Below are 12,732 nucleotides of genomic sequence, written 5' to 3' on the forward strand. Positions count from 1 at the left end.
GTGCGGGAGTTCATCGTCGAGGCCGACGGCGGGTCACGGGGCAACCCGGGGCCCGCGGGCTACGGATCGGTCGTGCTGGACGCGGCGACGGGGGAGACCCTCGTGGAGGCCGCGGAGTACATCGGCGTCGCCACGAACAACGTCGCCGAGTACCGCGGCCTGCTGGCCGGCCTGCGCGCGGCGCGTGAACTGGACCCGTCCGCCACGGTCCACGTCCGCATGGACTCCAAGCTCGTCATCGAGCAGATGTCGGGCCGCTGGAAGATCAAGCACCCGGACATGAAGCCGCTGGCGTTCGAGGCGGCGCGGATTCTGCCGCCCACGCAGGTGACGTACGAATGGATCCCCCGGGAGCAGAACAAGCACGCGGACCGGCTGGCCAACGAGGCGATGGATGCCGGGAAGCGGGGGGAACAGTGGTCGGCGGCGGCTTCCACGGCGGAGCTGGCGGCGGCCGACGCCAGGGCGGCGCGGGCCGCGAAGACCGCCGCTGAGCCCGATCCGTCGGGCCCGCCCGGAGACGCCGCTGCGGGCGCGTCGCGAGCGCGTGCGGCACTGCGTGGAGCGGCGGAGTCCCCCGGCGGCGGAGCCGCGAAGGCCGACGCCGATGTCAGGGCCGCCCGTACCGTGGCCGCGCCCTCGGCCGGCTGGGCTCCCGCCGACATGGGGGCGCCGGCCACCTTCGTGCTGCTGCGGCACGGGGAGACGCCCCTCACCCCCCAGAAGCGGTTCTCCGGCAGTGGCGGTACCGATCCGTCCCTCTCCGACGTCGGCCGGGAACAGGCCGAGCGCGTCGGTGCGGCCCTTGCCCGGCGCGGCACCATCCAGGCCGTTGTCGCCTCGCCGCTCACCCGTACCCGGGAGACCGCCGGTATCGTCGCCGCCCACCTCGGCCTCGACGTGAGCATCGACGACGGCCTGCGCGAGACCGACTTCGGCGCCTGGGAGGGGCTCACCTTCGGCGAGGTCCGCGAGCGCTACCCGGACGACCTCAACACCTGGCTCGCCGACCCGGAGGCCCGCCCCACCGGCGACGGCGAGAGCTTCGCCGCGACGGCCACCCGTATCGCCGCCACCCGGGACAAGCTGATCGCGGCCCACACCGGCCGCACGGTCCTCCTCGTCACGCACGTCACCCCGATCAAGACGTTCGTACGCCTCGCCCTGGGCGCCCCGCCCGAGTCCCTGTTCCGCATGGAACTCTCGGCGGCCTCCCTCTCGGCGGTGGCGTACTACGCCGACGGCAACGCGAGCGTACGGCTCTTCAACGACACGTCACACCTGCGCGCCTGAGCCGTCCCGCAGCCCCGCGGCCTCCCGGGCCAGCCGCTCGACCCGGGACCAGTCCCGCGCGGCGATCGCATCCGCCGGAAGCATCCAAGTGCCGCCCACACAGCGGACGTTGGGCAGGGACAGATACTCCGGTGCGTTGCCCGGCCCGATGCCCCCCGTAGGGCAGAACCGCGCCTGCGGCAACGGCCCGGCGAGCGACTTCAGATACGCCGTACCGCCCGCGGCCTGCGCCGGGAAGAACTTCATCTCGGTCACGCCCCGCTCCAGCAGCCCCACGACCTCCGACGTGGTCGACACCCCCGGCAGGAACGGCACCCCGGACACCCGCATCGCCTCCAGCAGTACGTCCGTCCAGCCCGGGCTGACCAGGAACCGCGCCCCGGCCGTCACGGACGCCGTCACCTGCTCCGGCGTGATGACCGTGCCGGCGCCCACCACGGCCTCGGGCACCTCGGCGGCGATCGCCCGGATCGCGTCCAGAGCCGCCGGCGTCCGCAGCGTCACCTCGATCGCGGGGAGCCCGCCGGTGACAAGCGCCCGCGCCAGCGGTACGGCGTCGGAGACATCCTCGATGACGACGACGGGCACGACGGGCGCGAGATCCAGCACGGAGGCGGGCAGCGGAGAGGTCATGGCCTCATCCTGCCGTGCGGTGAACAGCATGCGCAAAGGTCGTTGCGCATGCTGCAATACGCCGTCGGTGGAGCGTCAGTGGATCTCCGCCACCAGCACATCCAGCGTCCACGCCTTCCCGGCCTTCGCGGGCGCCTCCACCTCCACCTCGTACCCGAGGTCCCGCAGCGCCTCCACCAGCTCGGCCGGGCCCTTCGGCGCGATCCCCGCGGTCAGCAGACTCCGTACGATCCGCCCCTTCGTCGCCTTGTTGAAGTGGCTGACGACCTTCCGGGTCGGCGCGTGCAGCACCCGTACCGACGCCGTCCGCCCGGCCACCTCGCCCTTCGGCTTCCACGCCGCCGTATACGCCGACGACCGCAGATCCAGCACCAGACCGTCCCCGGCCGCCTCGGGCAGCACCTCGGCCATCGGCGCCCGCCAGTGCGTGCCGAGCGCCCCGAGGCCGGGGAGCTTGACGCCCATCGAGCAGCGGTAGGAGGGGATGCGGTCGTTGACGCGCACCGCACCCCACAGCCCCGAGAAGACGAGCAGCGACCTGGCCGCCCGCTTCTTCGCCGCGGCGTCCAGCGACGCCAGGTCGAGGGCGTCGTACAGCACGCCCGTGTAGATCTCCCCGGCCGGCCGCGCGCCCGCCGTCCGCAGCTCGGCGTTCTTGGCGACCTCGCCCCGCAGCCCCTCGCTCAGCCCGAGCACCTCGCGCGCCTTGTCCTCGTCGCCCACGCACAGCTCGACGAGCTCGTCGAGGACGGCCGCACGGGCGTCGTTCAGCCCCGGCAGCGACAGCGGCTCCAGCTTCAGCGGGGCGCCACGGCCGGAGGATGCCTTTCCTTCGGAGGGCGGCAGCAGGACAAGCACGGGTGATCTCCTTCGGTTGCGCTCTGCGACAGCGTACGGCGTGCCACTGAACGGCCCCGGTCCTACGCTCGTTGCATGCCCCGCCGCCACATCCGCGTGACCGGCGCCCCCGAGGCCCCCCTCCGGGCGGCCCTCACCGCGCTGCGTACCGAACTCGGCGTCTCCGGCACCTTCCCGGCCGCAGTGCTCGCCGAGGCCGAGCGGACCGCGAAGGCTCCCGCGCTCCCGTCGTACGACGCCACCGGCATCCCCTTCTTCACCCTCGACCCGCCGACTTCCCTCGACCTCGACCAGGCGCTGCACCTGTCCCGCCAGGGCACCGGCTACCGCGTCCGGTACGCCATCGCCGACGTCGCCGCCTTCGTCGTACCGTCGGGCGCGCTCGACGACGAGGCGCACCGGCGGGTGACCACCCTCTACTTCCCCGACGAGCGGATCCCGCTCCACCCCGAGCTGCTGAGCGAGGGCGCGGCGAGCCTGCTCCCGGGCCAGGACCGGCCGGCGGTCCTGTGGACGATCGACCTCGACACCGAGGGCCGTACGTCCGCCGTCGACGTCCGCCGTGCGCTGGTCCGCAGCCGGGCCAAGCTGGACTACGCGGGGGTGCAGGGGGAGATCGACGGGGGGACCGCCGAGGAGCCGCTCGCCCTGCTCAAGGAGATCGGAGAGCTGCGGGAGGCGCTGGAGGTGGAGCGCGGCGGGATCTCGCTCAGCATCCCTGAGCAGGAGATTGTCGAGCGCGACGGCACGTACCGACTCACCTATCGGGCGCCGCACCCAGCCGACGGCTGGAACGCCCAACTCTCCCTGCTGACCGGCATGGCCGCCGCCGACCTGATGCTGGCCCACGGCACCGGCATCCTGCGCACCCTCCCCGCCGCCCCCGACGGCGCGGTCGGCCGCCTCCGCCGTACCGCGCACGCCCTGCAGATCGACTGGCCGCACCACGTCTCGTATGCCGCACTGGTCCGCGCCCTCGACCCGCACCGCCCCGACCATGCGGCCTTCCTCCAGGAGTGCACGACCCTGCTGCGCGGCGCCGGCTACACGGTCTTCCGGGACGGAGCCGTGCCGCCCATCACCACGCACTCCGCCGTGGCCGCCCCCTACGCCCACTGCACGGCACCGCTGCGCCGCCTCGCCGACCGGTATGTGTCTGAGATCTGCCTCGCGGCGGCGGCCGGGCAACCGGCGCCCGACTGGGTGGGGGCCGCCCTCGACGCGCTGCCCGCCCGGATGGCCGAGGGCACGCGGCGCGCGGGCACGGTCGAGCGGGAGTGCGTCGACATCGTGGAGGCGGCGCTGCTGAAGGACCGCGTAGGGGAGGAGTTCGACGGCTGGGTGGTGGAGGTGGACGAGCGTCAACCCGCCGTAGGGGTGGTGCAGTTGGAGTCCCCGGCGGTCATCGGCCGGATCGAGGGCACGGACGCGCTGCCGCTGGGGGAGCGGATCAGGGTCCGTCTCACACAAGCGGATCCGGCTGCGGCGAAGGTGCGGTTCGAGCCTGCTTGATCGCTTTGCTTGCCGTGATCGCTTGTACGAGGTCGGTGGCGTCGTCGGCGTGGAGCCGCACGAGCCGGATGTCCCGCCGACGGCCCAGGAAGGTGAAGTGGGCGACGGGCTCGGTGAGTTCGAGCGTCACGGTCGTCTGCGCGCCGATGGCGAGGTTGAGCTCACCGTCGGCCCGCTCATGGGTGGTGCGCAACTCGCGCCGCACGTGCGCGATCTTCTCCAGCGGTATGCGCAGATCGACGTGTGCGGCACGCCGGACGCGCAGGGAACCGGCGTCGAGTACGTGGGGCCGTACGACGGAGGCGGCGTGCATCCCGATGATGATCAGGAGGGTGTACAGGTCCAGCATGAACCACGCCCGTTGTACGACCGGATGGTTCCGCAGCAGCACGGACATCATGATCGACTCGATCACGATCACGAATCCGAATCCCAGCATCATCGTGCCCTGCCCACGCGCGTACCCGAAGGCGGTGCCGCCACCGAGCCCGTGCCGGCGCCGGGCGGCCCACAGCCAGAGACTGACGACGAGCCGCAGCTCGTGCCGGACAAGGACGAGCGCGGTGCGCATCACGGTCCATCCCCTTCCATGAGCAGCTGCAAGGTGCGGCGGATCGCCTCCGCCTGTGCCGGGGCGAAGTCGGCGTAGAAGGCGCGCAGGAAGCTGTTGTCGGGGTCGACGTCCACCGGCGCCGGGAGCAGGTCCGGGGGCAGACAGTCGGCGAGGGCGCGGGCCGCCTCGTCGACACGCGGGTCGGTAGGGTCGGCTTCGGCGAGTGCGTCGAGCAGGCCGTAGGCGGCGAGAGCCCGCTCTTTCCCGCCCGGCCGGGCGAGCGCGTCGCCCAGCGCGTTCATGAGCTGCTCCCGGCCCTCGGGACCCGCCGTCGTCTCGATCAGCGCGAGCATCTCGCGGTCCTTGGCGGCCATGGGGGACTCGGAAAGATGACCCATGTCCCGGAAGAGAGCGGCCAGTTCGGGCGAGACGGGCCCCTCGGCGGGCAGCCCGCCCTCCGACTCCAGCAACGCCCGCAGCCGCGCCCGCCGCTCCTGGATCGCCGCCTCCTGCCGCGCGAGATCCTCGTCCAGCTCGCCGAGCACCTCCACGAGATCCTTCCCGGCATCCTCGGCCAGCACGTCCCGCACCTCCGCGAGCCCCAGCCCCAACTCGGTCAGCCGCCGGATCCGCGCCAGCACGACGGCATGCCGCAACGTGTACTCCCGGTACCCGTTCGGCCGCCGCTCCGGCTCGGGCAGCAGCCCCTGATGGTGGTAGTGCCGCACCGTGCGCGTGGTGACGCCGACGGCGGCGGCGAGTTCTCCGATCCGCATGGGATCAGTAGAAACGTTGACGTTGCGGCAGGGTCAAGCGAAGGCCTCCGGCGGCATCAAAAGCGGGCGTTCAGGTGTTGACTGTGTACGGGAAAGGGGGGCGACATGGGTGAACAGGCACTGTGGACCAGGGCGCGGCTCGGCAGCGGCGGCCCGCCCGTCGATCTGCTCACCGCCCGCTTCGCGCGACACGAATACGCCCCCCACGCGCACGAGGAATTCACCGTCGGCGTCACGGTCGGCGGCCTGGAGGTCATCGCCTACCGAGGTGGACGCATCACGTCCGGCCCCGGCTCCATCGTCGTCCTCGAACCCGGCGAGATGCACACCGGCGGCCCGGCGACCCCCGCCGGCTACGCCTACCGCGCCCTCTACGCCGAGCCCTCCCTCCTGACCGACGGCACCCTCGGCCCCGCCCTCCCGCACTTCCGCGAACCCGTGCTCGACGACCCCGCCCTGACCGCCGCCCTGCGCCGCGCACACACCGAACTCTCCGCCTGCCCCGACCCGCTGGAGGCCGAGTCCCGCCTCCCCTGGCTCCTCACGGCCCTGGCCCGCCGCCACTCCACGGCCCGCGCGGCGAACGACCTGGTCCCCGGCGCCGACCACATCGCGCACACCGTCCGCGACCGCCTCGCCGACGAGCTCACCGCCCCGCCCTCCCTCGCGGCCCTGGCCGCCGACCTCGGCCTGTCCCGCTACCAGCTCCTGCGCGCCTTCCGCACAACGATGGGCATACCGCCGTACGCCTGGCTGTCCCAGCACCGGGTGATCCGGGCGCGCGGCCTGCTGGAGTCCGGCCTGCGACCGGCCGAGGTCGCCGCCCTGGTGGGCTTCGCGGACCAGGCACACCTCACTCGCTGGTTCCGGCGGGTGCTGGGGGTGACGCCGGCGGTGTACCGCAACAGCGTTCAAGACCCGAGGGCCTGACCCGGCCGAAACTCGCCGTATGACTGCACGCGGCTGGTTTCTGTTCGCCCTGATGAGCGTGGTCTGGGGCATCCCGTATCTGATGATCAAGGTGGCGGTGGAGACGGTCTCCCCGACGGTGGTGGTGTTCACGCGATGCGCCCTGGCCGCCGCACTGCTGCTCCCGTTCGCGATCCGGCAGGGCGGCCTGCCCCGGACGATACGACGCCACTGGCGCCCGATGCTGGCCTTCGCCTGCATCGAGATCATCGGCCCCTGGTGGACCCTGACCGACGCCGAGCGCCACCTCTCCAGCTCCACGGCCGGCCTCCTGATCGCGGGCGTCCCGATAGCCGCCGTCGCCCTGGCCCGCTTCTTCGGCAACGCGGAGCAACTCGGGACCCGGCGCCTGACCGGCCTGGTCCTCGGCCTGGCCGGCGTGGCGACCCTCACGGTCCCGCACCTGACGGGCGGCGACGCCCGCTCACTGGCGGAGGTGCTGCTGACGGTGCTGGGCTACGCGACGGCCCCGCTGATAGCGGCGAGGTGGCTGCGAGACGTACCGTCCCTCCACCTCACGGCGGCCTGCCTGACCCTGGCGGCGCTGGTGTACGCCCCTGCGGCAGCGCTGACCCGACCGTCCTCGATGCCATCGACCGAGGTCCTGACAGCACTGGCCGGCCTGGGCGTGATCTGCACCGCGGTCGCCTTCGTGGCCTTCCTGGAGCTGATCAAGGAGGTGGGACCGACGCGGGCGACGGTCTTCACCTACGTCAACCCGGCGGTCGCGGTGGCGGCGGGGGCCCTGTTCCTGGACGAGCCCCTGACGGTGGGGGTTCTGGCCGCGTTCGCCCTGATCCTCGCCGGATCGGTTCTGGCGACGGCAGCCCCCCGCAGGCCGGTAACATGGTCCACACGGCAGACGAGCCGGGCGGGCGGCCGCGTGGAGTCCCTTCAGGGGCTTCCCGAGGAACGTCCGGGCTCCACAGGGCAGGGTGATGGCTAACGGCCACCCGGGGTGACCCGCGGGACAGTGCCACAGAAAGCAGACCGCCCAGCGCTTCGGCGCTGGGTAAGGGTGAAACGGTGGTGTAAGAGACCACCAGTGCCCAGGGCGACCTGGGCAGCTAGGTAAACCCCACCCGGAGCAAGGTCAAAAGGGAGTCTCTTCCAGGGAAAGGAAGGAGCCTCCTGCGCGGACGCTTGAGGGCTGCTCGCCCGAGTCCGCGGGTAGACCGCACGAGATCGGTGGCAACGCCGGTCCTAGATGGATGGCCGTCGCCCAGGGCTTCGCGAGGAGCTCTGGGAACAGAACCCGGCGTACAGCCCGACTCGTCTGCCGCTCCACATATCCACAGGTCAGAGGTCATGCTCCCTGGATGAAAAAGCGCCCGAGGGCGCATTTTGACCGTGCCGGTGAGTGACGATGTGGGATGGCGCTCGCTCTACATGGAGCATGCAGTCGAAGTCGGTCTGTCGACTCATCGGCGGGTACCGGCAGAGGAGTCCAGACCCAAGCGCGACGCGTGCTGCCGCCGATGCGACCACCCGTATGACAGTCAATACCGCCAGGTACCCTCAAACACATCGTCAACGCGGCCCGACGGGCTTCCGCTCCACCTCGTGGAGTCTCGAAGGACATGCCCCCACCCGCACGAGTCTTTTCGTGCTGCCCGGGGGAAGTCCTTGCTGTTCCGCGCGTCTGCGAAAACGGTCGCCGCCATGGCGCTCGACAGTTCGCTCTATCTCCACCTCACCGATCAGTTCACCCACATGCACGGCTACCGGCCCAACCCTTCGGAGGCGCGGTCCTGGGAGCGGAGCGTCCCCGCGTTGGCCAGCGCGCTCAACGACGCGGGACTCGGTGACGTGGAGGTCATGCTTGAGTACGCACTCCCGATGAACAGCAAGCGAGCCGATGCGGTTCTCGCCGGGATTCACCCGCGCACGGGCGCCCCCTCCTATGTCGTGGTGGAGCTCAAACAGTGGAGCAATGTCGTCCCGGACGAGGACGACCCGGTTCTCTGCCACGTCGCTTCCTATACTCAGCCGGTCCTTAACCCCATCGAGCAGGTGCGCCGTTACTGCGAGTACCTCGTCCACTTCAACGGTGCGGTCGCCGACCACCCTGAGAGGGTCGGGGGAGTGGCTTTCCTGCATAACGCAACCGAGTTCGACGTGGGTGCACTGCGCGAGATCGAGTCCGACCAGTGGGGCCAGCTGTTCGCGGGCGACACCCGTGGTGGGTTCATCGACTGCGTTCGTGCCCGGCTGAGCCCTGAGCATTCCGGCGCCGCAGCCGCTGACGCGCTGCTCGCGGGCAAGACGGTTCCCTCGAAGCAGCTGATGGCGGTCGCAGCGCAGGAAGTCCGCGAGAGGGAGCAGTTCGTGCTCCTCGACGAACAGCAGGTCGCATACCGCAAGGTCCTCAACGCGGTACGCAAGGCCCGGGAGTCCGACCATAAGGAGGTCGTGGTCATCACCGGTGGTCCTGGCACGGGCAAGAGCGTCATCGCGCTCTCCCTGCTCGGCGAGTTGTACCGGCGAGGCATCCCGGCTCTGCACGCGACCGGGTCCCAGTCCTTCACCAAGACGATGCGCAAGGTCGCGGGTGCCAGGAAGCGCGAAGTGCAGGATCTCTTCAAGTACTTCAACAGCTTCATGACGACGGAGAAGAACAGCCTCGACGTCCTGGTCTGCGATGAGGCCCACCGCATCCGTGAGACATCGGCCAACCGGTACACGCCGGCCGCGCGCCGAACCGGCAAGCAGCAAATCGACGAACTGATAGACGTGGCCCAAGTGCCCGTCTTCCTGCTCGACGAGCACCAGGTCGTGCGCCCCGGTGAGATGGGCACGGTGGAAGACATTCGAGCCGCAGCGGCACGTAGGGGGCTGAACTGCCCCGTCGTAAGGCTCGAAAGCCAGTTCCGCTGTGGCGGGAGCGATGCTTACCTGCGCTGGGTGGTGCGGCTTCTGGGCCTGGAGCCCGGCGGCCCGGTGGTGTGGGACCCGGATGACCGCATGCAACTCCTGTTGGCCGAGAGCCCGGAGGAGATGGAAAGCTTCCTGGACGGCCGCCGCGGCCAGCGCTACAGCGCTCGCATGTCCGCCGGCTACTGCTGGCCGTGGTCCCCGGAACCCAAGCCGGGACAGCCCCTTCCGGCCGACGTGAGGATCGGCGACTGGGCGCGCCCCTGGAACCTGCGCGGCGACCGCTCTGTCTCCGGGGCACCGCCGTCCGCCTTGTGGGCCACGGACCCGGCGGGCTTCGGTCAGATTGGTTGTGTCTACACCGCCCAGGGCTTCGAGTACGACTGGTCCGGCGTCATCATCGGCCCCGACCTGGTGTGGCGCGGCGACCGATGGGTGACGGACCGTACCGCGTCCAGGGATCCGGTGTTCAAGCGCTCCACACCGGACGCCGATGTGGATCGCCTGATCCGCAACACGTACAAGGTGCTGCTGACCCGCGGAATGGTCGGCACGGTCGTCTACTCCACGGATCGGGAGACGCAGGAGAAACTACGAGAACTGGTGGGCGCCGGGCGGCGTGTGGCTGTCACGGCGTGAACGACCGGCCTGAGCTCGCAGCTTTTTCGCCAACTTGCTGCTGACATGCCATGAGTCGGCGGGAGGAGCGCGCCTGAGCTGCCGCGCTCCCTAAGATCACCCGTACCAATTGCGGCCCGACGGGCTTCCTCTACGCGAGGACACGCCCCCACCCGCACGAGTCACTCGTGCCCTGGGGGAACCACTTCGTGTCCATGCTCCTGCTGAGGCTGTCTGCGCAGGACCTGCTCGCTCTGAACTCAAGGCGGCGGATGGTGCCGCATCTCGCCGCCAGATACAGGTACTTCCGCGGGCGCGATGTGTCCGATACAGAACGGGAGGCATGGGCCGAGAGCCTGGTCGAGTTGGCGGAAAACCTGGTTGAGGCGGAGCGGGGCAACGTCGAGATGGTCGTCGAGTGCGCGGCGACGGTCGAAGAACCGAACAAGGGGGAGCCGCCCCTCATCGACGTCGTGCTCGTGGGCCGACACCCGGAGACGCGTCTGCCGTCGTTTCAACTCGTCGAGCTGAAGCGATGGTCAATGGTGACGCAGGTGGAAGCCGCCACCGCTGAGCTCGTGAGTGTGCCGGGATACAAGAAGCCCAAGAAGCACCCTGCGTTGCAACTCAGGAACACATACCAATTGTTCACTGGAGACCAGGGACCCCTGCGTGGCGTCACGGTCGAATGCGGCGGATTCGCGTACCTGCACAATGCCACCGATGACTCGGTTCGGCCGCTCCTCGATACGTTGGCGCCGACTGGATCCTATGAGCGTGTGTATACCCGCGACAGCCGTGGCCTGCTCCTTGTGGACCTGCGTCGGCATTTCGCGGAGGACGGCGCGGCTTCCGAGGCCGAGCAACTCCTGCGGTTCATGAACCTGCGCAACACGCCGCTTCTCGACGCGATGATCAGATCCCGCGGAGAGGACACGGTGTTCACCTTGCGCGGGCAGCAGAAGAGAGTGGCGGCGAGTGTTCTGCAACGAGCCGCCCTGGTTCTCGGTAATCCCGATCAGCCCGCTCCGCCGCCGGACGACGGACGAGCCGTGTTCATCGTGACGGGTGGTGCAGGTACCGGAAAGAGCGCGGTGGGTCTACAGCTCAGGGCCGATTTCGAGGCAGCCGGACAAACGGTGAAGTACGCCAGCGGCAGTCGTGCCTTCAACGGGGCGCTCCAGGAGCAGGTGGGCTACACCGACAAGGAGTTCAGGAAGAGGTTTGCCTACTTCAGCCACTTCGTGACACCTCCGGACCCTCCCTTGGACGTTCTCATCTGCGACGAGGCGCATCGCTTGAGAGAGCGAACCATTGACATGTACCGCCGAGAGGAGAAGTCGGGCAAGCAGCCGCAGGTGGACGATCTGCTCGATGCCTCCCGCCTCACGGTGTTCTTTCTCGATGAGAGCCAGTCCGTGCGACCCAAGGAAGTCGGAACGGTGAGCCTGATCGAGGCAGCCGCAAGAGCGCGGGGGATCACTCCACTGCGCTATGCGCTCAGGGAGGAATGGCGCTGTGGGGGCAGCGATGCCTACATCCGCTGGGTGCGGGCTGTCCTCGACATCGAGGCAGGAACCACCGAGTGGACCCCCGACGGTTTGATGCATGTCGAGGTGGCCGAGAGCCCAGAGGAACTCGAGTACATCATCAGGACCGAGGCGGAGGCGGGGGCGACGGCTCGCATGGTGGCCGGCTTCTGCTGGCCGTGGACCGAGCCAGTGGGAAAGGGGAAGGCCGCGCGCCTGGAGGCAGACGTGCGGATCGGTGACTGGCACCGACCGTGGAACGCCAAAGGCGACTCCTTCCGAGAGAACGGAGCGGTGCCCCCGTCCACGAAGTGGTCAGTGCATCCGTATGGCATCAACCAGATCGGCTGCGTCTACACGGCTCAGGGCCTTGAGTGGGACTGGTGCGGGGTGATCCTCGGCGAGGACATGGTGAGACGCGGCGACCGCTGGGTCTACCGCAAGGGGCAGTGGTGTGAGGACCCGGAAAACAAGGTCAAACGTGTCAAAGTGCCCGGTTCGTTCGACATGAAGCTCCGTGAGGGGACGGGAAGTGAGGAAGAAAAAGAGGAGGAGTTCGCGCGATGCGTCCGGCACGCTTACCACGTGCTCATGACCAGGGCGAGCCGGGCGACGGTGCTGTACTCCACGGATGAGGAGACACAGGCGTACCTCAAGAGCTGCGTGGGTGACGTGCAGATACACGGCCTGCGGCCCACGTGGGAAAACCTCCCTGCCGAGGCACGGATACCACATCTCCCCAGCCCGAAGAGGAAGGGCAATGACACCCCTCCCGGGCAGGAGCTGCTTTTCTGAATGATCCTCGCTGTAGGGCTGAAGCCAGACAGGCTGAAGAGTGGCGGGCTCGCCGGGCCCGCCACATGCCTGCCTCAGATGAGGTGGCGCGCTGCCACCGCCAGTGCCTCCCACACGAGGTTGGAGATCACGCTCGCGGCGGCGCCGGCCAGGATCTCGCGGATCCAGGGACGACGCGCAGGCTTGTACTCGACCGGTTCCATAAAGGCCCACTCCATGGTGTGAGTTCGGAATGGTAGGACCGCCCTACCGGGCATCCGCCCCATCCGTCACTCACGGCCAGTGGACTGGACCGTGGACTCCGCCTCGTACCCTCCGGGAA

10 protein-coding genes, 1 other RNA gene and 1 pseudogene are annotated in these 12,732 nt (G+C 69.7%); 7 read left to right on the top strand and 5 right to left on the bottom strand.

Features of this window, described 5'->3' with window-relative positions:
- Entirely contained in the window at window positions 1-1,293 is a 1,293-nt protein-coding gene (locus BLU79_RS24095) for a bifunctional RNase H/acid phosphatase (protein ID WP_093908134.1), read from the top strand.
- Here BLU79_RS24095 and eda read toward each other — a convergent pair.
- Together eda and yaaA are read right to left on the bottom strand one after the other, a co-directional pair.
- Entirely contained in the window at window positions 1,276-1,926 is a 651-nt protein-coding gene (eda, locus tag BLU79_RS24100) for a bifunctional 4-hydroxy-2-oxoglutarate aldolase/2-dehydro-3-deoxy-phosphogluconate aldolase (RefSeq protein ID WP_093908133.1), read from the bottom strand. The two genes, BLU79_RS24095 and eda, sit on opposite strands and share 18 nt — an antisense overlap.
- Before the next feature lie 75 nt (window positions 1,927-2,001).
- Window positions 2,002-2,784: a peroxide stress protein YaaA gene (yaaA, locus tag BLU79_RS24105; RefSeq protein WP_093907951.1), complete on the bottom strand. Its 783-nt coding sequence runs from the start codon at window positions 2,782-2,784 to the stop codon at window positions 2,002-2,004.
- A gap of 75 nt (window positions 2,785-2,859) precedes the next feature.
- Between yaaA and BLU79_RS24110 the strand changes: the two genes are divergently transcribed.
- The gene (locus BLU79_RS24110; RefSeq protein WP_093907952.1) at window positions 2,860-4,296 is read left to right on the top strand and encodes an RNB domain-containing ribonuclease; all 1,437 of its coding nucleotides are present in this window, start codon (window positions 2,860-2,862) and stop codon (window positions 4,294-4,296) included.
- On the opposite strand, the gene BLU79_RS24115 is transcribed toward BLU79_RS24110, so the two are convergent.
- Window positions 4,247-4,867 carry a hypothetical protein gene (locus tag BLU79_RS24115; protein ID WP_093907953.1) on the bottom strand — a complete coding sequence of 207 codons (621 nt, stop codon included), beginning with the start codon at window positions 4,865-4,867 and terminating at the stop codon, window positions 4,247-4,249. The genes BLU79_RS24110 and BLU79_RS24115 overlap by 50 nt on opposite strands.
- Window positions 4,867-5,625 (bottom strand): MerR family transcriptional regulator, encoded by a 759-nt coding sequence (locus BLU79_RS24120; RefSeq protein WP_093907954.1) that lies wholly within the window; start codon window positions 5,623-5,625, stop codon window positions 4,867-4,869. Before BLU79_RS24120 ends, BLU79_RS24115 begins: the two co-directional genes overlap by 1 nt.
- 105 nt (window positions 5,626-5,730) lie before the next feature.
- Here BLU79_RS24120 and BLU79_RS24125 point away from each other — a divergent pair, with 105 nt between their 5' ends.
- From BLU79_RS24125 to BLU79_RS24150, 5 genes and pseudogenes are all read left to right on the top strand, one after another.
- Window positions 5,731-6,555, top strand: a complete 825-nt coding sequence (locus BLU79_RS24125; RefSeq protein ID WP_093907955.1) for an AraC family transcriptional regulator — start codon at window positions 5,731-5,733, stop codon at window positions 6,553-6,555.
- A 19-nt stretch (window positions 6,556-6,574) separates the two neighbouring features.
- Window positions 6,575-7,402 (top strand): annotated as a pseudogene (locus tag BLU79_RS50040) (DMT family transporter); the annotation flags it as partial.
- 55 nt (window positions 7,403-7,457) lie between these two features.
- Window positions 7,458-7,873, top strand: an RNA gene (rnpB, locus tag BLU79_RS24140) — RNase P RNA component class A.
- Between the two features lie 347 nt (window positions 7,874-8,220).
- Window positions 8,221-10,107: a DUF2075 domain-containing protein gene (locus BLU79_RS24145; RefSeq protein WP_093907957.1), complete on the top strand. Its 1,887-nt coding sequence runs from the start codon at window positions 8,221-8,223 to the stop codon at window positions 10,105-10,107.
- A 194-nt stretch (window positions 10,108-10,301) separates the two neighbouring features.
- Window positions 10,302-12,410, top strand: a complete 2,109-nt coding sequence (locus BLU79_RS24150) for a DUF2075 domain-containing protein (RefSeq protein ID WP_256333452.1) — start codon at window positions 10,302-10,304, stop codon at window positions 12,408-12,410.
- Between the two features lie 74 nt (window positions 12,411-12,484).
- Here the strand turns inward: BLU79_RS24150 and BLU79_RS49205 are convergent, their stop codons facing one another.
- Window positions 12,485-12,613, bottom strand: a complete 129-nt coding sequence (locus BLU79_RS49205) for a DUF6408 family protein (protein WP_256333445.1) — start codon at window positions 12,611-12,613, stop codon at window positions 12,485-12,487.
- Window positions 12,614-12,732 lie beyond the last annotated feature (119 nt).

Origin of the sequence: Streptomyces sp. cf386 (genome assembly GCF_900103585.1) — a bacterium.
In the GTDB taxonomy this organism is placed as follows: Bacteria; Actinomycetota; Actinomycetes; order Streptomycetales; family Streptomycetaceae; genus Streptomyces.

Excerpts from the sequence above, each read along its gene's own strand:
- eda (WP_093908133.1), bottom strand. The coding sequence starts at position 1,926 with ATGACCTCTCCGCTGCCCGCCTCCGTGCTGGATCTCGCGCCCGTCGTG.
- BLU79_RS24110 (WP_093907952.1), top strand. The coding sequence starts at position 2,860 with ATGCCCCGCCGCCACATCCGCGTGACCGGCGCCCCCGAGGCCCCCCTC.
- BLU79_RS24115 (WP_093907953.1), bottom strand. The coding sequence starts at position 4,867 with ATGCGCACCGCGCTCGTCCTTGTCCGGCACGAGCTGCGGCTCGTCGTC.
- BLU79_RS24120 (WP_093907954.1), bottom strand. The coding sequence starts at position 5,625 with ATGCGGATCGGAGAACTCGCCGCCGCCGTCGGCGTCACCACGCGCACG.
- BLU79_RS24125 (WP_093907955.1), top strand. The coding sequence starts at position 5,731 with ATGGGTGAACAGGCACTGTGGACCAGGGCGCGGCTCGGCAGCGGCGGC.
- BLU79_RS24150 (WP_256333452.1), top strand. The coding sequence starts at position 10,302 with ATGCTCCTGCTGAGGCTGTCTGCGCAGGACCTGCTCGCTCTGAACTCA.
- BLU79_RS49205 (WP_256333445.1), bottom strand. The coding sequence starts at position 12,613 with ATGGAACCGGTCGAGTACAAGCCTGCGCGTCGTCCCTGGATCCGCGAG.